Origin of the sequence: Pseudomonas sp. CMR5c, assembly GCF_003850545.1 — a bacterium.
GTDB classification, from domain to species: domain Bacteria; phylum Pseudomonadota; class Gammaproteobacteria; order Pseudomonadales; family Pseudomonadaceae; genus Aquipseudomonas; species Aquipseudomonas piscis.
The window spans coordinates 4,635,463-4,656,806 of the sequence record NZ_CP027705.1; the positions used below are offsets into that span (position 1 = coordinate 4,635,463).

12 protein-coding genes are annotated in these 21,344 nt (G+C 66.7%); 9 read left to right on the forward strand and 3 right to left on the reverse strand.

Annotated elements, in window-relative coordinates; genetic code table 11:
* Nucleotide 1 precedes the first annotated feature (1 nt).
* Entirely contained in the window at nucleotides 2-11,035 is an 11,034-nt protein-coding gene (locus tag C4K40_RS21225) for a non-ribosomal peptide synthetase (protein ID WP_124421351.1), read from the reverse strand.
* A 174-nt stretch (nucleotides 11,036-11,209) separates the two neighbouring features.
* Between C4K40_RS21225 and C4K40_RS21230 the strand changes: the two genes are divergently transcribed.
* Nucleotides 11,210-12,175 carry a siderophore-interacting protein gene (locus C4K40_RS21230; protein WP_022639839.1) on the forward strand — a complete coding sequence of 322 codons (966 nt, stop codon included), beginning with the start codon at nucleotides 11,210-11,212 and terminating at the stop codon, nucleotides 12,173-12,175.
* Nucleotides 12,176-12,219: 44 nt separating this feature from the next.
* Here C4K40_RS21230 and C4K40_RS21235 read toward each other — a convergent pair whose 3' ends face one another.
* Together C4K40_RS21235 and C4K40_RS21240 are read right to left on the reverse strand one after the other, a co-directional pair.
* On the reverse strand, nucleotides 12,220-12,960 hold the full coding sequence (locus C4K40_RS21235; RefSeq protein WP_053138873.1) for a thioesterase II family protein: 741 nt from the start codon (nucleotides 12,958-12,960) through the stop codon (nucleotides 12,220-12,222).
* A gap of 153 nt (nucleotides 12,961-13,113) precedes the next feature.
* Entirely contained in the window at nucleotides 13,114-14,286 is a 1,173-nt protein-coding gene (locus C4K40_RS21240; RefSeq protein WP_022639841.1) for an MFS transporter, read from the reverse strand.
* Nucleotides 14,287-14,411: 125 nt separating this feature from the next.
* Between C4K40_RS21240 and C4K40_RS21245 the strand changes: the two genes are divergently transcribed.
* The 8 genes from C4K40_RS21245 (at nucleotide 14,412) to C4K40_RS21280 (ending at nucleotide 21,332) form a co-directional block, all read left to right on the forward strand.
* On the forward strand, nucleotides 14,412-14,999 hold the full coding sequence (locus tag C4K40_RS21245) for a TetR/AcrR family transcriptional regulator (protein ID WP_053138870.1): 588 nt from the start codon (nucleotides 14,412-14,414) through the stop codon (nucleotides 14,997-14,999).
* 118 nt (nucleotides 15,000-15,117) lie between these two features.
* Nucleotides 15,118-16,944 carry a glycoside hydrolase family 15 protein gene (locus C4K40_RS21250; protein ID WP_053138867.1) on the forward strand — a complete coding sequence of 609 codons (1,827 nt, stop codon included), beginning with the start codon at nucleotides 15,118-15,120 and terminating at the stop codon, nucleotides 16,942-16,944.
* Nucleotides 16,945-16,996: 52 nt separating this feature from the next.
* Nucleotides 16,997-17,365, forward strand: a complete 369-nt coding sequence (locus C4K40_RS21255; protein ID WP_053138864.1) for a VOC family protein — start codon at nucleotides 16,997-16,999, stop codon at nucleotides 17,363-17,365.
* 121 nt (nucleotides 17,366-17,486) lie between these two features.
* The gene (locus tag C4K40_RS21260) at nucleotides 17,487-17,873 is read left to right on the forward strand and encodes a hypothetical protein (protein ID WP_053138862.1); all 387 of its coding nucleotides are present in this window, start codon (nucleotides 17,487-17,489) and stop codon (nucleotides 17,871-17,873) included.
* 32 nt (nucleotides 17,874-17,905) lie between these two features.
* Entirely contained in the window at nucleotides 17,906-18,358 is a 453-nt protein-coding gene (locus C4K40_RS21265) for a hypothetical protein (RefSeq protein WP_053138859.1), read from the forward strand.
* A 59-nt stretch (nucleotides 18,359-18,417) separates the two neighbouring features.
* Nucleotides 18,418-19,323 carry an alpha/beta fold hydrolase gene (locus C4K40_RS21270; protein WP_053138856.1) on the forward strand — a complete coding sequence of 302 codons (906 nt, stop codon included), beginning with the start codon at nucleotides 18,418-18,420 and terminating at the stop codon, nucleotides 19,321-19,323.
* Nucleotides 19,324-19,400: 77 nt separating this feature from the next.
* Nucleotides 19,401-19,874, forward strand: a complete 474-nt coding sequence (locus C4K40_RS21275) for a hypothetical protein (RefSeq protein WP_022639847.1) — start codon at nucleotides 19,401-19,403, stop codon at nucleotides 19,872-19,874.
* Nucleotides 19,875-19,889: 15 nt separating this feature from the next.
* A complete protein-coding gene (locus tag C4K40_RS21280; protein WP_053138852.1) occupies nucleotides 19,890-21,332 on the forward strand; it encodes a TIGR01777 family oxidoreductase in 1,443 nt (480 codons plus the stop codon).
* Nucleotides 21,333-21,344 lie beyond the last annotated feature (12 nt).

Below are 21,344 nucleotides of genomic sequence, written 5' to 3' on the forward strand. Positions count from 1 at the left end.
TTCAAATCGCCTCTAGTTCGCTCAAGAATTCACGAAGATCATCAAAATCAGCCGCACTGCCAGCGCGACAAACGCTGGCGGCCTCGACATAGGCCCGCAAGGATTCGGTCTGGAACACTTCCACCAGTGGCACTTCCAGGCCCAGCTCGGCCTGGACCCTGGAGGTGATCTGGATCGCCAGCAGGGAATGGCCGCCCACTTCGAAGAAGTTGTCGTTGAGCCCTACCTGCGGCAGGCGCAGGACCTCGGCCCAGATCGCCGCGATCTGTTGCTCCAGTTCGCTCTGCGGGGCCACGTAGGCCTGCTGCATCTGGCTGGCGTCCGGTTGTGGCAGGCCCTTGCGGTCCAGCTTGCCGTTGGGGGTCAGGGGCATCTGCGCCAGGAACATCAGGTGGGTGGGCAGCATGTAGTCCGGCATGCGCGCCTTGAGGGCACGGCGCACGGCGTCCCGGGCACTGGCCTGGGCATTGGCATCGTCGACCAGGGCTGGATCGAACATCACCAGGTAACCCACCAGTTGCTTGCCGGTCGGCCCGTCCTGGGCCACCACCACCGCCTCCCGCACGGCCTCCTGCTCACGCAGGCGCGCCTCGATCTCGCCCAGCTCAATCCGGAAGCCGCGGATCTTCACCTGGTGGTCGACCCGACCCAGGTAGTCCACCACCCCATCGGGACGGCCACGGGTCAGGTCGCCACTGCGATACACCCGGCTGCCCGGTGCGCCGAACGGATCGGGCACGAAGCGTTCGGCCGTCAGAGCCGGACGCTCCAGGTAACCCCGGGCCACCCCCTCGCCGCCCAGGTACAACTCACCCGCCACGCCGATCGGTTGCAGGTTCAACTCGGCGTCCAGCACATAACCGCTGCGGTTGCCCAGCAGCGTGCCGATCGGGGCGTAGGCCGCGCCGCATGGATCGTCCTTGCTCGCCTTCCACAGCAGCGGCGTGACCACGGTTTCGGTCGGGCCATAGCCGTTGAACAGGTAGGTCGGGCGCAGTGCCCGCCAGGCCAGGTCGTAGCTGGCCTGGGCCACCGCATCACCACCGAAGCAGTACACCCGCACCGCCGGTGGGTTGCCGTCGCGCTCGGCGTGTTCGGCCAGCTGCTGCAGGTACACCGGTGGGAACACCCCCACGGTCACGCCGTGGCGATGCATCTGGGCGTAGGTCTGCTCCGGCAGCCACAGGTTGTCGTCGCGGATCAGCACCCGCGCACCGTTGATCAGCGGGTGCATCCAGCCTTCATGGGAGCCGTCGAAGGCGAACGACATGAAGTGCAGCTCGCAATCGGCCGCGGTCATTTCGTAGCGCTCGCCGGTGGCGATGATGTGCGCCACCAGCGGCCCATGGGACACCGCCACGCCCTTGGGCAAGCCGGTGGAGCCGGAGGTGTAGATCACATACGCCAGGTTGTCGCCGTCCAGCGTCACGTGCGGAGCGCTGTCGTCGTCACCACTCCACTGCTCGGTACGGTCCACCGCCAGGCTCTCCAGGCCTTCCGGCACCGGCAGGCGCTGTTGCACCGCCGAGTGGGTCAGCAGCAGTTGCGCGCGGCTGTCCTGCATCATGTACAGCAGGCGGTCCTCGGGGTATTCCACGTCCAGCGGCACATACACGCCACCGGATTTCAGCACCGCCAGGAACGCCACCATGATCTCGGCGCTGCGCGGCATGGCGATCGCCACCCGCACTTCCGGGCCCACGCCACGGGCGATCAAGGCCCGGGCCAGGCGGTTGGCGCTGCGCTCCAGCTCGCCGTAGGTCAGCTGTTGCTCACCGAAGATCACCGCTACCGCCTCGGGGGTTTCCCGGGCACGGTCGGCCACCAGCTCGTGCACCAGGCGCGTGGCCGGGAAGCCAGAATCGGTCCGATCCCAGAGCTGGATGATCTGCCGTTGCTCCGCTTCGTCCAGCAGGTTCAGCTGGCCAATGGCTTGTTGCTGGTTGGTAACCATCGCCTGCAGCAGGTTCTGCCAGTGGCGGGCCATGCGCTCGATGGTCGAGGCCTCGAACAGGTCGGTGGCGTAGCTCAGCGAGGCATGCAACTGCTGCTGGGATTCTTCGATATCCAGGACCAGGTCGAACTGCGCCGCGGTTTCATCCCAGGTCACCGGGCTCATGTCCAACCCCGGCAAACGCTGCAAATGATTGCCTGCCTGGCTGATGTGATGGTTGAACACCACCTGGAACAGCGGGTTGAGGCTCAAGCTGCGCTCCGGCTGCAGCGCCTCCACCAGTTGTTCGAACGGCAGGTCCTGGTGGGCCTGGGCTTCCAGGGCCCGTTGCTTGACCTGCGCCAGCAACTGGTCGACGGTCATCTGCCCATCGATATCGGCCTTGAGTACCTGGGTGTTGACGAAGAAACCGATCAGGCGCTCGGTCTCTACCCGATTGCGGTTGGCGATCGGCACCCCGACGCGGATGTCCTGCTGGCCGCTGTAGCGATGCAGCAGGGCCTGGTAGGACGCCAACAACAACATGAACAGGGTCACGCCACGGACCTTGGCCAGGTCCTTGAGCTCATCCACCAGGGCAGCGGGTAGCGGTATCGACAGGCGAGCACCACGATGGCTCGGCAAGGCCGGGCGCTGATGGTCGAACGGCAACTCCAGCACCGGCTGCTGCCCACCGAGCATGTCACGCCAGTAGCCGAGCTGACGGGCCTTTTCGCCGGCCTCCATCCAGTCGCGCTGCCAGGCAGCGTAGTCGGCGTACTGGATCGGCAAGGCCGGCAGTTGCAGCTCTTCATTCAGGCTGTAGGCCGAATACAGCTGCACCAGCTCTTCGATCATCACTTGCATCGACCAGCCATCGGAGACGATGTGATGTTTGACCAGCACCAGCACATGGTCATCTTCGGCCAGGCGCAACACGTTGGCTCGCAACAATGGGCCCTGGCGCAAATCGAACGGCTGGGCGATCTGCGCCTCCACCAGGGATTTGAGGCGCGACTCATCGGCCTCGACCACCCCCAGCTCGAACCGCGCCTGGGCTTCGATCACCTGGACGGTGCGCTGGCCATCCTGCTGCAAGCGGGTGCGCAGGCTTTCATGGCGCGCCACCAGGGTGTCGAAACTGCGCTGCAACGCAGCCAGATCCAGCTGGCCCTTCAGGCGCAGTGCGCTGGGTACATGGTAGGCGGCGCTTGTCGGGTCCAGCTGCCAGAGAAACCATTGGCGCTCCTGGGCGTAGGACAGGGCCAGCGGCTGCTCCCGGTCCACCGGCAGGATCGCCGGGGCCGAGGCGTCGACAGCGCCCAGGGCGCCGACGAAATCGGCCAGCACCGGATGCTCGAACAGGGTCTTGAGGCTGACCTCGATACCCAGGCCATGTCGCACTCGGGACACCATCTGGGTGGCCAGCAGCGAGTGGCCGCCCATCTCGAAGAAATGATCGCCGAGGCCGACCCGCTCGGCACCCAGGACCTGGGACCAGATGGCCGCCACCTGCTGCTGTAGCTCGGTGACCGGAGCGATCCAGTTGGCCAGCGCCTGGCTGGCATCGGGCTTGGGCAGCGCCGCGCGATCGAGCTTGCCATTGGGGCTCATGGGCAGGCGCTCCAGGAACAGCAGGTGCCCCGGCACCATGTAATCCGGCAGTTCTGCACGCAGGCTCGCTTTCAACTGCTCGCGCAACGGCTCTTGCTGTTGCTCGGACAAAGCCTGGCTGACCACTACATAAGCGACCAGCTGGTTATCGGCGGCGACCACCAGGGCTTCGCGCACACTGGCCTGGGCCAGCAAGCGTGCTTCGATTTCCCCCAGCTCGATACGGAAACCACGCACCTTGACCTGATGGTCGATCCGTCCGATGTACTCGATCACCCCGTCGGTCCGGTAGCGTGCCAGGTCGCCGGTACGGTACAGGCGCCCGGCCCCGTCCGCGGCGAACGGATCGGGAATGAAACGCTCGGCGGTGAGTTCGGGACGCTGGAAGTAACCACGGGCCAGCAGCGGCCCGCCAATCACCAATTCACCGGCCACACCCACCGGCACCGGGTTGAGGTTGGCATCGAGCAAGTAGATGGCGCGACCGTCCAGTACCCGGCCAATGGGCATGACTGCCGGCAACGGCTCGCCACCGCAGACATAAGCGGCGCAGTCCAGAGCCGTGGCACTGACCGTGGTCTCGGTGGGGCCATAGGTGTTGAACAGCCTGACGTGCTCCAGCCCCGCCGCGCGCCAGGCATTGAGGCCTTCCGGCGGCATGGCTTCGCCGCCGATATGCACCTGGCGCAGGCGCCCGTAGTCGCGTGGGCCACGGTCGGCGAAGTCCCGTACCAGCAGGTACCAGTAGGCGGTGGTCAGGTCGGCCACGGTGATCTGGTGTTCGATCAATTGCTGGTAGAAGGTGTCGCTGTCCCACAGTTCGCCACCGCGCACCACGACCGCCGCACCGCAGCACAATGCCGGGTACAGCTGTTCGACGAAGGCGTCGAAGTTGAAGGTGCCGAATTGCAGGGCCCGGTCATCGGCCTTGAGCTCGAACAACTCGGTGATCACTTCCACATGCCGCGCCAGGGAACCCAGGTCGATCCCGACCCCCTTGGGCCGGCCAGTGGAGCCGGAGGTGAACATCACATAGGCCAGGTTGCCCGGCTGTGAACGCACCGGCGGATTCTCGGCGCTGTAGGCGGCCAGCCAGTGCTCATCCTGCTCCAGGCAGATCAGCGGCAAGCCGGGGCTGATCGGCAATTGCTCCAGCAGCGGTTGCTGGGTCAGCAGCAAGCCCAGGCCGCTGTCCTCGATCATGCACTGCAGGCGCTCGCGGGGGTATTTCGGGTCCAGCGGCACGTAGGCGCCACCGGCCTTGAGCACCGCCAGCAGGCCCACGACCATTTCCAGGGAACGATCCACCGCGACCCCGACCAGGGAATCGGCCTTCACTCCCAGCTCGATCAAGCGCTGGGCCAGGCGGTTGGCCCGCTGGTTGAGCTCGCCATAGGTCAGGCGGCGCTGGTCGAGGATCAGCGCCAGGCGCTCCGGTTGCATCGCCGCCTGCTGCTCGAACCGTTGCACTAGGCTGGCCTGCGCCGGCCGCGAGGCATCGCGCGGATTCCAGGCCTGCAACAGGTGCCGTTGTTCCGACTCCGGCAGCAACGGCAAGGCCCCAAGAGCCTGCTCCGGCACCTCGAAAAAGCGCTGCAGCAGCGCTTGCAGGCAGGCCGCCAGGCGCTGCACTGCCTGGCTGTCGAATTCGGCCTGGAGGTACTCCAGGTGCAGGCTCAAGCGTGCACCGCCGTGCGCAGTCAGGGTCAACGGGTAGTTGGTGCGTTCCTGGCTCTTGACCTCGCTGAAGCGCAGGCCCTCGACAGCGCCCTGCTCCAGGCTCTTGGCCACGGGGAAGTTCTCGAACACCACCAGGGTATCGAACAGCGCCTCGCCGGCGGCCCCGGCCCAACGCTGGATATCGAACAACGGCGTGTGTTCGTGCTCGCGCATCTCCAGGTTCAGCGCCTGAACCTGGCGCAGCCAGTCGCCGACCGACTGCGCCGGATCCACGTTGGCGATCAAGGGCAAGGTGTTGATGAACAGGCCGACTTGCTGCTCCACATCCGCCAACTGCGCCGGGCGTCCGGAGACCGTGACCCCGCAGGCCACGCTGGACTGGCCGGTATAACGCTGCAACAGCAACAGCCAGGCCGCTTGCACCAGGCTGTTGAGGGTCACCTGTTGAGTCCGGGCAAAGGCACCCAGGCGCCGGGTCTGCTCTTCATCCAGTTCACAGAGCAGTTCGCCGTATTCGCCCGTTGCCGGTTGCCCGCTCCTGGCCACGCTGCGAGCCAGGAAGGACGGCTCGTCCAACTGTGCCAGGCGCTCGCGCCAGAACGCCTCGCCCAGCGCCGGGTCCTGGGCCTGCAACCAGGCGATGTGCTGGGCAAAACCGGCACCTGTCGGCGCCAGCGGCTGGCCCTTGCAGGCTTGCAGTACTTCGTTGAGCACCAGGGCGTTACTCCAGCCATCCATGAGGATGTGATGGCTGGTGTACACCAAGTGCCAGCGGTCCTCATCGGTGCGCACCAGCACCACCCGCAGCAAGGGCGGACGAGCCAGTTCGAAACCTTGCTGGTGCTGCTCCAGGGCCAGGGCGTCGAGCGCCGCCTGCAGATCCGCACGAGTGCGCCAGTCATGCTCGATCAGCGGCAGCTCGACCTGGCGATAGACCACTTGCAGGGCCTGGCCCTGGTCGTCCTGCCAGACGAACCCGGTGCGCAGCATGTCATGACGGCCCAGCACCTGCTCCCAGGCTTGCTGGAAGCGCGCCACGTCCAGGCCCTGGACATCGGCCCGCAACTGGCTGACATAGACGTCGCCCTGGTCTTGCTGGTACAGGCTGTGGAACAGCATGCCCTGCTGCATCGGCGACAGCGGATACACATCCTGCACTTCGCGGGACGCCAGGGCCAGATCATCCAGTTGCTGCTGGGTGAGCCGCGCCAGGCTGACGTCGGACGGGGTCAAGGCGCCCTGGAGCGGGTCCAGGCAATGTTCGATCAAGGCCAGCAACTGCTCCTGGTAGTCATCCACCAGACGCTGGATGGTTGAGGCGTCGAACATCTCACGACTGAAGCCCCAGCTCAGGCTCAACTCGCCGCCGTAGACCTGGCCTTCGATCACCAGCCAGTTGGCCAGCGGCGCACCAGGGTCCTGGGTCTGCCCGGCCTTCTCGGCGGCCGGCACCAGCAGCGCCTGGGCATCGAACTGGCGGTCGAACTGCCCCAGGTAGTTGAAGGTGATGCGCGGTTGCGCCAGCTGCGCCATGGCTTCGCGGCTGGCGGTATCGCCCAGGTAGCGCAGCAGGCCGAAGCCCAGGCCCTTGTCCGGCACAGCGCGCAATTGCTCCTTGATGCCCTTGATCGCCGCCCCTGGCTCGTCGGCGGCGCGCAGGTACACAGGGAACAGGCTGGTGAACCAGCCGACGCTGCGGCTCAGGTCCAGGTCGCTGCCCTGGGTTTCCCGGCCGTGGCCTTCCAACTGCACCAGGGTGCCCTCGGCGCCGGTCCAACGACCGATGGTGCGGGCCAGGGCGGTGAGCAGCAGGTCGTTGATCTGGGTGCGATAAGCGCCCGCTGCCTGTTGCAGCAATTGCGCGGTGCGCTGGGCATCCAGGGTCAAGGTGATTTTCTGTTCATGACGGTTTTCCAGGGCGCCAGCCGGACGCTCGGCCGGCAGATCGGCGACCTGGACCGGGATCTGCGCCTGCCAGTAGGCCAGCTCGGAACTACGTTCCCCCGCCAGTTGTAGCAGGTGAGCGGACCAGGCCTGGTAGGAGCTGGTGCGTGGCGCGAGAGCCTGTTGCGGCTGGCTATACAGCTGCTGCAGGTCTTCCAGCAGTACGCGCCAGGACACCCCATCAACCGCCCAGTGGTGGACCACCAGCAACAAGCGCTGGCTGCCGCCGGCCAGGTTGACCAGCATGCCGCGCAGCAATGGGCCTTGCTCCAGATCCAGGCTGCGCTGGGCAGCCTCGCACAGCTGGGTGAGTTGCTCCGCATCGCCCGCCTCACGCAGCCACAACAACTCACCGGGCTCCTGGGCATAGGCCTGCTGCCAGCCAGCGGCCACTTGGCGCACGCGCAAGCGCAGCGCATCGTGATGCTTGGCCAGGCGCGCCAGGGCTTCGGCCAGGCGCTGGGCATCCAGGGGCTGGCGGGCTTGCAGCAACAGCGACTGGTTCCAGTGCTGGCGCTGCGGTACCGCTTGTTCCATGAACCAGTGCTGTACCGGCGTCAGCGCCAGCTCGCCGCTGGCCGGGCCACTGTCCTGCTGGCCGAGGGCCACCGGCTTGGCCACCTGGGCCAGGCTACGCAGGGTCTGGTGCTGGAACAGGTCCCGTGGACTGAGCGCCAGGCCAGCCTGGCGGGCGCGGCTGACCACCTGGATGGAAATGATCGAGTCGCCACCCAGGGCAAAGAAATTGTCATCCAGGCCGACCTGCTCCACCGTCAGCACCGCTCGCCAGATCTCGGCCAGAGTCTGCTCGGCCCCCTCGCGCGGCGCACTGTAAGGAGCCAGTTGCACCTCACCGACCTGGCTCAGCAGGGCCTTGCGATCGAGCTTGCCGTTGGCGGTCACGGGCATGCTGTCCAGCAGCACCCACTGCGCCGGCACCATGTAGTCCGGCAGGCTGCGGCCCAGGTGTGCGGCCAGTGCCTCGCGCCAGTCGGCGGCGGCCTCTTGCAGGACCAGGTAACCCACCAGTTGCTTGCCGTCCACCACCAGCACCGTGGCTTCGCGCACTTGCGGATGCTCCAGCAGGCGCGCCTCGATCTCGCCCAGCTCGATACGCAGGCCGCGCAACTTGACCTGGTGGTCCAGGCGCCCCAGATACTCGATCACGCCATCGGCGCGCTGGCGCACGCGGTCGCCGGTGCGATACAGGCGCGCGCCATCATGGAATGGACAAGGTACGAAACGCTCGGCAGTCAACGCCGCACGCCGATGATAGCTGCGGGCCAGACCGGCACCGCCCAGGTAGAGCTCGCCAGCGACCCCGGCAGGCACCGGCAGTAATTGTGCATCCAGCACATGGGTGCGCAGGTTGGCGATCGGCCGGCCGATCGGCACGCTATCGAGCCCCTCGTCGACACAGGTCCAGTGGGTTACGTCGATGGCTGCTTCGGTCGGGCCATACAGGTTGTACAAACCGACCTTGGGCAATTTGGCGAACACCTGCTGCTGGGCATCCATGGGCAAGGCTTCGCCACTGCAGACGATGCGCTTGAGGCTGGTACAGGCCGACACGCCGCTGTCGCGAATAAATGCCTGGAGCATCGAAGGCACGAAATGCAGGGTAGTGACCTGCTGCTCGGTAATGGTCCGGATCAGTCGTGCCGGTTCGCGATGGGCCCCGGGAGCCGCCACCACCAGGCGTGCCCCGGTCATCAACGGCCAGAAGAACTCCCACACCGAAACGTCGAAGCTGAATGGAGTTTTCTGCAGCACCGCATCACTGGCGTCCAGGCCATAGGCCTGTTGCATCCATTGCAGGCGATTGACCAGCGCCGCATGGCTGTTGCCGGCGCCCTTGGGCTTGCCGGTGGAACCCGAGGTGTAGATCACGTATGCCAGGTTCAGCGGATCGATCAGTACCTCCAGCGGGCTGTCGCTGTAGGCATCGAGCCAGTCCGGCTCCTGGTCGAGGGTGATGATCCGGACCGTTTCGCCAGGCAGCGACGCCAGCAGCGAGCTCTGGCTGAGCAGCAGGCCGATGCCGCTGTCCTCGATCATGTAGGCCAGGCGGTCCTGGGGATACTCCGGGTCCAGGGGCACATAGGCTCCGCCGGCCTTGTGGATCGCCAGCAGCCCCACGACCATTTCGATGGATCGCTCGATACAGATCCCCACCAGCGTGTCGGCTGCCACCCCCTGCTCGCGCAACAAGCGCGCCAGCTGGTTGGCCCGGGCGTCCAGCTCGCCATAGCTGAGCTGGCGCTCGCCGAACACCAGGGCACAGGCCTGCGGAGTACGCCCGGCCTGGGCCTCGATCAACTGGTGCATGCAGACTCCGCGGGGGTAGTCCACCGCGGTGCGGTTCCATTCATGCACCAGCAACTGCTGCTCCTGGACATCGAGCAGGGGCAGCTCGCCGATACGTTGCCCGGCATCCGCCAGCATGCCTTGCAGCAGGCTGGCCCAGTGACGCGCCATGCGAGCGATGGTGACCGCATCGAACAGGTCATCGGCATAGGTCAGCGCCGCATGCAACCTGCCGGATTTCTCGTAGGTATCCAGGGTCAAGTCGAACTGGGTGGTACGGCTTTGCCACTCCACCAACCCCAGCTCCAACCCGGAGGCGGTGTTCACCGTGGTGATATCGGCCACCTGCGGCTGGTGGTTGTACATCACCTGGAACAACGGCGTATGGCTCAAGCTGCGCTCCAGCTTGAAGGCCTCCACCAGTTGCTCGAACGGCAGGTCCTGGTGGGCCTGGGCCCCCAGAGCCGCCTCCTTGACTGCCTGCAACAGCTCGCTGACCCGGGTCTGGCCGGTGAGCTCGGTGCGCAGCACCTGGGTGTTGACGAAGAAGCCGATCAACCCCTCGACCTCGGCCCGGTTGCGGTTGGCGATGGGCACGCCGACGCGGATGTCGCCCTGGCCGGTGTAGCGATGCAACAGCACATTGAAGGCCCCGAGCAGGAGCATGAACAGGGTAACGTTGTGCTGTTTCGCCAGGGCGCGCAACTGCTCGGCCAAGGCCGGCTCCACGGCGAACTCATAGCGAGTCCCACGGTAGCTGGGCACCGCCGGGCGCGGATGGTCGGTGGGCAGCTCCAATACCGGATGCTCATCGCCCAGGCGGGCCTGCCAATACTCCAGCTGACGCGCCTGCTCCCCCGCCTCCAGCCAGCGCCGCTGCCACAGGGCATAGTCGCTGTACTGGATCGGCAGTGCCGACAATTGCGGCGCCTCGCCGCGCTCGAAGGCGTCATAGCAACGGATGAATTCGTCGATCAGCACGTTCATCGACCAGCCATCGGACACGATGTGGTGCAGGGTCAGTAACAGCACATGGTCCTGGTCCGCGAGCTTGAGCAGCTTGATCCGCAACAGCGGTCCCTGGCCCAGATCGAACGGCAGCAATGACTGGCGCTGGGCCTCGGCAGCCACCGCCTGTTCGCGCAAGGCGGCATCCGTGGCACTCAGGTCCTGGTACTCCAACGGCAATGGGCTGTCGACCACCACTTGCTCCAGGCGGTCATCGACGTGGCGCTTGAACAGGGTACGCAGGGTTTCGTGGCGGGCGATCAGGTGGGCGAAAGCCTGCTCCAGCGCACCGCGATCCAGCTCGCCCTTGAGACGCACGGCACCCGGCAAGTTGTAGGCGCCGCTCTCGGGGTCCAACTGCCAGAGGAACCACATGCGCCGCTGGGCGTAGGACAGGTCCCAGCGATCATCCACGGCCACGTCGGCCGGAATCGGAAACAACGAAAAGTCGATGTTTTCATCCCGCAGGCCATCGAGGAACAACCGCCGCTTCTCCAGCGGCAGCTCGATAAAGCGGCGAGCAAGTTTCAGGGACTTTTCAGCGTTCATCGGGGTTCATCCGTACATGTTGGGTATCGAGCGAGGGCTCGGCTATCCCTACGAAACGGATGGGCGCCGGGAAAAATTAACCCTGCGCGCAGACCCCGGATCGCCCCCTCAGCGGTAAATTCCACCCCCTGCGGCTCGTTAAATCAGGACCTTCTTTTTCATAAGGTCGCGATCATGTCCTCAGCCACTTCCCTGGCCAGCTCGCTGGCAAATGGCTTGCGCAAACTGGTAGGCGCAGGCGTCCAGTCACCTCGCAGTTACCGGGTGATCAACGTCGAGCTCAAGCAGCGCATCGACCTCAGCCCCTCCCTGGTACGCCTGGTATTCAGCGGCGAGGACATCGCCCAGGCCCGCACCCTGGCCCCGGACCAGCGCATCAAGCTGCTGTTTCCCGCCGCCGATGGCAGCCTGCCGCAGTTGCCGGTGGAGGGCGACTGGCATGCCGCGCGGCGCAAGCTGCCGAGCGAGCAGCAACCGCCGATGCGCACCTACACCATCCGCGAGCTGCGCCTGCAGCCGGCGGAACTGGACGTGGACTTCGTGTTGCACGGAGTCAACGGGCCGGCCTCGAGCTGGGCGACCTGCGCGCAACCTGGCGACCGCTTGCAGATGGTGGTACCGAACAAGGCCTTCAGCGGCGACCCCGGCGGCTATGAATGGCAACCGCCGGCGGGCATCCGCAAAGTACTGCTGATGGGAGATGAAACCGCCCTGCCGGCCATCGCCGGGATTCTCGATGAGCTCAAGGAGTATCCGGACTACCCGGATGTGCAGGTGTTCATCGAGGTGCCCCACGAGAGCGACTGCATCGACCTGCATTGTCATCCGCTGACCCGGTTGAACTGGCTGCCCCGCGACATGCTCGACGCCCGCCATGGCGAGCCCCTGATCCACGCCGCCCGGGAGCTGGCCGAACTGCCGCCACCCAGCGCCGGAAGGCGACCGGTCAAGGCCGGGCGGGACGATGAAGAGCGGCCCTGGGAAACCGCAGAGCCGGCGGACAACCAGTTCTATGCCTGGGTGGCCGGGGAGTCGGCCACGGTGATGAGCATCCGCCGCCACCTGATCAATGAACGTGGCCAGGAGCGGCGCAACCTGACCTTGATGGGCTATTGGCGCATGGGCACGTCCCTGGGCTGAACCCTGCCCTGCCGGCTGTGCGCCCTGCACAGCCGGCAACAGGGCTACAAGGACAGCGCGACGGGGGCCAGGTGACGGCGCCGGTGCACATCCAGGTGTCCCTTGACCAGGCTCAGCACCTTGGCTTCATGTTCGTGGATGAAGAAATGCCCGCCGGCGAGCATGTCCACCGAGAACCCGCCATGGGTCTCCTTGCTCCAGCCGATCAACTGTTCGGTGGTGGCGCGATCGGCCTTGCCGCCCAGCACGTGCACCGGGCAATTGAGCAACGGGCGCTGCACAGGCCGGAAGCGCCCGCACAACAGGAAGTCGGCCCGCAGGATCGGCAACGTCAGGCTCATCAGCTCCTGGTTGGCCAACACTTCTTCGCTGGTGCCGTTGAGGGTGCGCAGTTGCTCGATCAGTTGTGCATCGGTCTTGGGCTCGGCAAAACCGCGGTCGTATTCGGTGCGCAAGGTCGGCGCCGCGGTTCCCGAGGCGAACAGCGCCACCGGCTCCGGGCAACCCAGGGCCCGCAGGGCATGGGCCAGCTCGCAGGCCAGCAGGGCTCCCAGGCTATGGCCGAACAAGGCATAGGGTAGCCGCAACGTAGCCTGGATTTCTCCGGCCAGCTGCCTGGCCAGCTCGCGCATGTCGGTGTGCAGGGGTTCGGCGTAGCGGGCACCACGCCCGGGCAATTCCACCGGCGACAGCTGCAGCCACTCCGGCAGCTTGCGCCGCCAGCGGCTGTAGACCATGGCGCTGGCTCCAGAGTACGGCAGGCATAGCAGGTTCAACTGGGTCACGGTTTTCCCTCGGCAGATGATCGGTCGGCAGCCCCTGCAAGACTGCCGCGCCAGCCAAGGCCGGGGAACGCTGGCTCCCGTGGCTGGCGCTCTTTGCAGGGGCTCCAGAGAAACAACGCGGCGCAGCGTGGACAAATTAGTCCCTTCGTCGTTTCAGCGCAGGCTGCGATAGCTCTGCAAGGCCGCCACCAGCACCACCGCACCGCCAGCCAGGGCCAGCCAGAAGCCGCTGCGGGCGCCGAACTGGTCCACCAGGCCGCCGGCACCGGCGGCCCCCAGGGCCACGCCCACCCCCAGGCCGGTGACCAGCCAGGTCAGGCCCTCGGTCAGCTTGGCCGGCGGCACGATGCGCTCCACCAGGGCCATGGCGACGATCAGGGTCGGGGAGAAGAACAGCCCGGCGACGAACACCGCCAGCGACAAGCCGAGGATGTTGCCGGCCAGCAACAGCGGCAAAGTAGTCACCGCAGTGGCGATACCGCTGTACATGAACAGCCGGGGCAGCGGCGTGGCCAATTTCAAGGCACCGAAGGCGATCCCCGCCAGGCACGAACCGGTGGCGTACATCGACAGCACGATGCTCGCCGCCGCCGGCTGGCCCTGTTGCTGGGCGAAGGCCACGCTGACCACATCCACCACGCCGACGATGACGCCCATGGCAGTCATCAGCAGCAACAGCAGGCGGATCTGCGCCGAGCGGATGATCGAGCCCGAATGCTGTTCGTCATGGGGATGGACTGGCGGCTCGGTGGACTTCTGCACCACGAACAGCGCTACCCCCAGCGCCAGCATCAGCAGCGCCACCAGCGGCCCGGCCTCGGGAAACAGGCCGACGCTGAGACCGACCGAGATCGGCGGGCCGACGATGAAGCACACCTCGTCCAGCACCGACTCCAGGGCGTAGGCGGTCTGCAACTGCGGCTGGCCCCGGTACAGCTCGGTCCAGCGGGCCCGGACCATGGCCGACATGCTGGGCATGCAACCGGCCAGGGCGGCGCAAAGGAACAGCGCCCAGTGCGGCGCCTGCAAGCGGGTGCACAGCAACAGCGCCAGCAAGGCGCCGCCGCCCAGCCCGGCCGCCAAAGGCAGGACCCGACCCTGGCCGAAGCGATCCACCAGGCGCGAGACCTGGGGCGCACAGAACGCCGTGGCCAGGGCGAAGGTAGCCGCCACCGAACCGGCCAGGGCGTAGCCGCCGTGCAATTGCGCCAGCATGGTGATCAGGCCGATGCCGGTCATGGAGATCGGCATGCGCGCGATCATGCCGGCCAGCACGAACGCCCGGCTGCCGGGGGCCTTGAACAACTCGCGGTAGGGGTTTGCCATGTACAACGACTCCTTGGGGGTCCTCAGGGCGGCTTTGCAGTAGCTACACATACGCCGCGTATGTTAAAAAGCATGAAAACATACGCCGCGTATGTCAATCCATCATGTGTTGGAGAATTGTTTTCATGAGCAGCCGCCCGCGCGCCGAAATGATCGAAGCCACCCGCGCCAAGCTGATTGCCAGCGCCCGCCAGGCCTTTGCCCGCCAGGGCTACGCCAAGACTTCCATGGACGACCTGACCGCCGAAGCCGGGCTGACCCGAGGTGCCTTGTATCACCACTTCGGTGACAAGCAAGGCCTGCTGGCCGCAGTGGTGGAGCAGATCGACAGCGAGATGGACGCCCGCCTGGACCGAGTCAGCGACCAGGCCGGCGATCCCTGGGAAGGTTTTACCCGGCGCTGCCGGGCCTACCTGGAGATGGCCCAGGAGCCGGAAATCCGGCGCATCGTCCTGCAGGACGCCCGGGCCGTGCTCGGCGAACGCCTGCCGGACCAGGAACACTGCATCGACTCCCTGGGCCGGCGCCTGCAAACCCTGGCCGAGGCCGGGATCATCAGCCCCGCGCCAAGCCAGGCCCTGGCCCGCCTGGTCAATGGCAGCCTGGTGGACACCGCGCTGTGGATCGCCGCCGACGCAGCGCCCGGACAACGCCTGGAACAAGCGCTGCAGGGCCTGGAACTGCTGCTGCGGGGATTGCGCGCCAAACCCTGAAATGAACTCCCGGGACGCTGCGCAGGTCAGCTCAACAGAAGCCGGGCGTCCTCGCCTGGCCTGACCTTCGCCCCGCTCATCGCCTGTGGCATGGGCCTGAACCCGGAGTCTTGCGGCCATGGCTGAGCAGCATCCTGCGACCCAGCGTCCCATCGACGCCCACGGCATCATCGGCGACATGCGCAGCGCCGCCCTGGTGGACGACCAGGGCAGCATCGATTTCTTCTGCTGGCCGGAATTCGACAGCCCGACGATCTTCTGCGCCCTGCTGGACAGCCCCAGCGCCGGGATCTTCCAGCTGGCGCCAGCGCTGGCCAATGCTCGCCGCCAGCAGATCTACCTGCCCGACAGCAACGTCCTGCAGACCCGCTGGCTGGGCAACGAGGCGGTGGTGGAAGTCACCGACCTGCTGGCTATCGATGAAGACGTCGAGCTACTGCCACTGCTGATCCGCCGGGTCCGGGTGGTCAGCGGCCAGGCCAGGCTGCACTTGCACTGCGCGCCACGGCTGGATTACGCCAGGGCCACCACCCAGGCACGGATGGACGGCGCCGCGGTGTGCTTCCAGGCCCCCGGCCAGCCCGGCCTGCGCCTGGTGGGCGACCGGCCGCTGCAACTGGAACAGGACGCGGCCGTGGCTGAATTCGTGCTGGAACAAGGCCAGAGCGCCGAATTCATCCTCGGCGGCAGCGACGATCCGCGGGTGCAGTGCGGCGCCGGCGACCTACACCTGAGTCGCACCTTGCGGTTCTGGCGCGATTGGATCGGGCGCTCCAACTACCGCGGGCGCTGGCGCGAGATGGTCAATCGCTCGGCCCTGGCGCTCAAGCTGCTGACCTCCAGGCGTCATGGCGCGATTCTCGCCGCGGCGACCTTCGGCCTGCCGGAAAGCCCGGGCGGGGTACGCAACTGGGACTATCGCTACACCTGGGTGCGCGATGCTTCGTTCACCGTCTACGCCTTCATGCGCCTGGGCTACGTCGAGGAAGCCAACGCCTACATGCGCTGGCTGCGCGGGCGGGTCAGCGACTGCCATGGCAAGCCGACGAAACTCAACGTCCTGTATGGCATCGACGGGCGCCAGGAACTGCCGGAAGTGCAGCTTGCGCACCTGTCCGGCCACGGCGGCGCACAGCCGGTGCGCATCGGCAACCAGGCCTACGAACAAGTGCAGCTGGACATCTTCGGCGAGCTGCTGGATGCGGTGTACCTGGTGAACAAGTACGGCGAAGGGATCTCCCACGAGGGTTGGAAACACACGGTGCAGGTGGTGGACCGGGTGTGCGCCGGCTGGCAGCACAAGGATGTGGGAATCTGGGAGATGCGCGGCGAGCAGCATCACTTCCTGCATTCGCGGCTGATGTGCTGGGTGGCGGTGGACCGGGCCATCCGCCTGGCCTCCAAGCGCTCGCTGCCGGCGCCCTTCGCCCGCTGGGACCAGGCCCGCCAGGCCATCTACGACGACATCTGGAGCCAGTTCTGGAACGAAGAGCGCGGGCACTTCGTCCAGCACATCGGCAGCACCGCCCTGGACGGCTCGATGCTGTTGATGCCGCTGGTGCGTTTCGTCGGTGCCCGTGATCCACGCTGGCTGTCCACCCTGGAAGCCATCGAGAACAGCCTGGTGCGCGACGGCATGGTCTACCGCTACCGCAACGACGACAGCCGGATCGATGGCCTGGACGGTACCGAGGGCGCGTTCGCCGCCTGCTCGTTCTGGTACGTCGAATGCCTGGCCCGGGCCGGGCGCCTGGAGCAGGCGCACCTGGAGTTCGAGCAATTGCTGCGTTATGCCAACCCCCTGGGCCTGTACGCCGAGGAGTTCGACCCCCACGGCCGCCACTTGGGCAATACGCCCCAGGCCCTGACCCACCTGGCGCTGATCAGCGCGGCCTGCTTCCTCGACCGGCGCTTGAGCGGCGACAAGGAGGTCTGGCAACCTTGAGCGCCGCCTGTGAGCACAGGCACCCTCCTCCCCCGGCCCAATGGATGTGCCCATGCCCGACTCACCGATCATCGCCGTGATGATCCACGCCGCCGACTGGCGCGCCGCCACCGACTGGTACGCCCAGGCGTTTCCCCAGGCCCGCCGGGTGCGGCATGAGCCCGACGATTTCGGGCACCTGCAACTGGGCGAGCTGGCGCTGGAAATCGTCCCCAGCGACGCCAAGGTCGGCCAGGGCCCGGCGGGCAGCGTGGTGTACTGGCGCGTCGCCGACCTGCCCGGCGAGCTGCAGCGCCTTGTGGCCCTGGGCGGCCGCTTGTATCGCGGCCCCATGGCCATCGAAGGTGGCGAGTGGATCTGCCAGGTGCAGGACCCCTGGGGCAACTGCATCGGCCTGCGGCAACCGGCGCCCTTGGCCTAAGGTGAAAAATGGCGCACCTCTTTCAAGCAGCGTGTCCACAGCACCGACCTGCAAGTGAAGCCGATGCGGCGAGCGACACCGCGCTAGAATCCACCCCTCGACTTTCACCTGGGGCCCCCTCATGAGCCTGGAGTTGCACCTTGAAGCCGACAAACGCCTGACCACGGCGCTGCTCGGCCGTCTGCTGGAGGGTCTTGCGGGAGCCGAAATGGCCCGTGCGTCCGGAGGCCTGCAGGCGACCTTCCCATCAGGGCTGAGCCTTGACAACGAGGATTCGAACCTGGAGCCCGAAATCCGCGCCGAAGACCGCAAAGGCTGCGACTTCGCCGTCGGCCTGCGCTGCTACTTGCGCATCAAGGGCCCCGAACCCGAGGGCCACAGCGCCCTGGATGACCTGCGACGACTGCTGGACAGCATTGCCCAGAACAGCGAGGCGCTGTTCATCCTCTCGTTCCAGTACGAATCCACGCTCTACTGGCGCGACGCCGACGGTCTGCATGAAGCCTGAGCCACGAAACCACCACGAGTGACACCACCCCGATGAAAACACTGGTCGCCCTGTTTGCCCTGCTGTTCAGCAACGTCGCCCTGTGCGCCTCGTTCAGCGACTCCCCCGAAGCTCTGGTGCGCCAGTTCATTGCCGACTATCAGCAGTGGAGCGACAACGCCAGCGCACGCCAGCCGGTGGACGCGCCCCTGCAATCGCTCGACCTGGCGCAGCAGGAGTACGCCCGGTTGCTGGCCAAGTTCTGCCTGCCGGGCTTCCAGGGCCAGCCGATTGCCTTCACCTCCCCGGCCAGCCACGGCACGGGCTATGAGCAAGTTCTCTCGAGCAGCCGTACCGGTGATCGCGCGCTGGTGAAAACCCGGGCGATCACGCCCGGTACGGGGTTTGCCGCCGATTACCACTACCAGCTGATCTTCCGTGACCAGCGCTGGTACCTCAGCGAAGTGTTCTACGTGGACGATGAGGGCCAGTACGAATCGCTGTAGATCACCTGCAAGCCATTTTTACGCTAGGGTGTTGCGAGCCACCGAACTCCGGAGTCGCCATGCCCAGCCCAGCCGCCCTGCATCACGCCACCACTGCCAGCCTGCATATCGCCTACGAGGAACACGGCCCGCGTGGGGGCGAGCCGGTGATCCTGCTGCACGGTTTTCCCTACGATCCACGGGCCTACGACGAGATCGCCCCGCCCCTGGCCGAACGCGGTTATCGAGTGATCGTGCCGTACTTGCGCGGCTATGGGCCGACGCGCTTCACCCACCCGGGGATCATGCGCTCCGGGCAACAGGCGGCACTGGCCCAAGACCTGCTGGAGCTGATGGATGCCCTGCAACTGCCCACGGCCACCCTGGCCGGCTACGACTGGGGCGGACGCGCAGCGTGCATCGTCGCGGCACTCTGGCCGCACCGGGTGCGCGGCCTGATGAGCGCCGACGGCTACAACATCCAGGACATCGCCAAGGCCTGTGAGCCCCGGGCTCCGGAAACCGAGCTGCGGCTCTGGTACCAGTACTACTTCAATACCCAGCGCGGAGTGGACGGCCTGCGCGCCAACCGCCGGGAATTCTGCGAGCTGCTGTGGCGCCTGTGGTCGCCGACCTGGCAACAAGGGCCCGGGCTCTATGGGTTGAGCGCGCCGTCCTTGGACAACCCGGATTTCGTCGAGGTGGTGATCCACTCCTATCGTCATCGCTTCGGCTACGCCCCGGGCGATCCAGCGCTGGAACCCATCGAGCAGGCGCTGCTGGCCCAGCCGCCGATCCAGGTGCCGACCATCGCCCTGTGCGGCGCCGACGATGGCGTCGGCGCGCCACTGGTGCCGGACCCCGACGGCCCGCAGTTCACCCGCGGTTATGAACGGCGGATCTTGCCCGGGGTCGGCCACAACGTGCCCCAGGAGGCGCCGCAAGCCACCCTCGAGGCCCTGCTGGAGCTGCTGCAAGACGCTTGAAGAGCGCGACTGGCGCACGCCATGGCGGGGGAAAAATCGGTACACTGCGCGGCCTCGATCCCCCCACAGGACATGGAATGTTATCCGCCGCCTCTTCTTCACGCCCTGGCCTGCGCCGGGGCCTGGTGCTCTGGCTGTACGCCGCCGGCGCCGGCCACTTGCTCGCCGGCCTACTGCTGACCTGGGCCGGCCACCAGGCGCTGTTCAACGACTACCTGGCCACTATCGAACAAGCCTTCTGGGGCGCCGCCGCCCCGGCGCCGGCCCGGGCCCAGCAGGTCTGGTGGCTGGGCCTGTTCGGCGCCACCCTGCAAAGCTACGCCCTGTACCTGCTGGCTCTGGTGTACCTGGGCGATCGCCTGCGCGCGCCGGCGGCCTGGGCCTGGCTGATGGCCGGGATCGTCCTCTGGGCGCCCCAGGACATGTGGCTGTCCTGGCAGGTGGGCATGTCGTCCCATCTGTGGATCGACAGCTTCGCCCTGCTGGTACTGCTACCACCTTTGGCCTGGCTATACCGCCACGACCGCCTTACCTCTCGCTCTCTTTCGTAAAAGGATTTCATCATCGTGGCTGACTTGCCGTTCCTGCAGTGGGCCGTCGCCCTGCTGCTCGCCCAAGGGGTGCTGGGCGCCCTGGACACCCTCTACCACCACGAACTCACCGTGGCCCTGCCGCAACGCCACAGCGCGCGCAAGGAACTGAGCATCCATGCCCTGCGCTCGTGCTTCTACGGCGTGCTGTTCATGGGCATCGCCCACCTGGCGTTCCAGGGCATCTGGGCGCTGGTGATCGCGCTGCTGTTCGCCCTGGAGATCGGCCTGACCCTGTGGGACTTCGTGGTCGAGGACCGCAGCCGCAAGCTGCCGGCCATCGAGCGCATCATGCACACGGTGCTGGCGATCAACGCCGGTGCCTTCTTCGCCTTGTACGGCCTGCAACTGCTGGAATGGTCGCGCTTGCCCAGCGCCCTGACCCCTATCGACCTGGGCTGGCAGGGCTGGGCCCTGAGCCTGTTCGCCGTGGGCGTGAGCGCCTCGGGGATTCGCGATGGCCTGGCGGCCCTGCGCCTGCAACGCCAGGGGCAGGCGATCAATCCGTTCACCGGCGGCGCAGGCAAGCGGGTGCTGGTCACCGGCGGCACCGGCTTCATCGGCGAAGCGCTGGTCAACCGGTTGCTCGACGCCGGGCACACGGTCAGCGTGCTGGCCCGGGACCCCTTGCGCGCCGCCTACTTGTTCGACGGTCGCGCCCGCTGCCTGCGCTCCCTGGACAAGCTGGGCCACGGCGAAGCGTTCGACGTGATCATCAACCTGGCCGGCGCCCCGGTGGCCGGGCCGCGCTGGTCAGCCAAACGCCAGGCACAACTGCTGGCCAGCCGGGTCGGCACCACCGAAGGCCTGCTCAACTGGCTGCAACACGCCCAGCACAAGCCGGCGTTGTGGATCCAGGCCTCGGCCATCGGCTTCTACGGGGTGCGCGATGCCAGCCAGGAACTGGATGAAGACGCCGCGCGCGGCGAAGGCTTCATGGCGGATTTGTGCGCTCGCTGGGAGTCCTCGGCCGAGCCCGCCAAACGCTTCGGCGTACGCCAGGTGGTGCTGCGCCTGGGTATCGTGTTCGGCCCCGGCGGCGCCCTCAAGCCGTTGCTGATGCCCTTCTACTTCGGTTTTGGCGGGCGCATGGGCGATGGTCGGCAGATCATGAGCTGGGTGCACCGCGACGATGTGCTGCAAGTGATGGCCCGCGCCATGCGCGATGAATCGCTGGAGGGCACCTACAACCTGGTGGCCCCGGATGCCGTGAGCCAGGGGCAGTTCGCCGAGAGCGTCGGCCAGTTGCTCAAGCGCCCGGTATGGCTGCATGTACCCGCAGCGCCGGTGCGGGCCCTGGCCGGGGAAATGGCCCAGCTGTTCTTCGATGGCCAGAAGGTGGTGCCGGCGCGGCTGTTGCAGGCCGGCTACCGCTTCCGCTACCCGACCCTGGACAGCGCCCTGCGCGACCTGGCCTGAACCGAGGAGCCT

Bases quoted from the DNA above. Each gene is read 5' to 3' on its own strand.
- C4K40_RS21225 (WP_124421351.1), bottom strand. From the start codon at position 11,035: ATGAACGCTGAAAAGTCCCTGAAACTTGCTCGCCGCTTTATCGAGCTG.
- C4K40_RS21230 (WP_022639839.1), top strand. From the start codon at position 11,210: ATGTCCTCAGCCACTTCCCTGGCCAGCTCGCTGGCAAATGGCTTGCGC.
- C4K40_RS21240 (WP_022639841.1), bottom strand. From the start codon at position 14,286: ATGGCAAACCCCTACCGCGAGTTGTTCAAGGCCCCCGGCAGCCGGGCG.
- C4K40_RS21245 (WP_053138870.1), top strand. From the start codon at position 14,412: ATGAGCAGCCGCCCGCGCGCCGAAATGATCGAAGCCACCCGCGCCAAG.
- C4K40_RS21250 (WP_053138867.1), top strand. From the start codon at position 15,118: ATGGCTGAGCAGCATCCTGCGACCCAGCGTCCCATCGACGCCCACGGC.
- C4K40_RS21255 (WP_053138864.1), top strand. From the start codon at position 16,997: ATGCCCGACTCACCGATCATCGCCGTGATGATCCACGCCGCCGACTGG.
- C4K40_RS21260 (WP_053138862.1), top strand. From the start codon at position 17,487: ATGAGCCTGGAGTTGCACCTTGAAGCCGACAAACGCCTGACCACGGCG.
- C4K40_RS21265 (WP_053138859.1), top strand. From the start codon at position 17,906: ATGAAAACACTGGTCGCCCTGTTTGCCCTGCTGTTCAGCAACGTCGCC.
- C4K40_RS21270 (WP_053138856.1), top strand. From the start codon at position 18,418: ATGCCCAGCCCAGCCGCCCTGCATCACGCCACCACTGCCAGCCTGCAT.
- C4K40_RS21275 (WP_022639847.1), top strand. From the start codon at position 19,401: ATGTTATCCGCCGCCTCTTCTTCACGCCCTGGCCTGCGCCGGGGCCTG.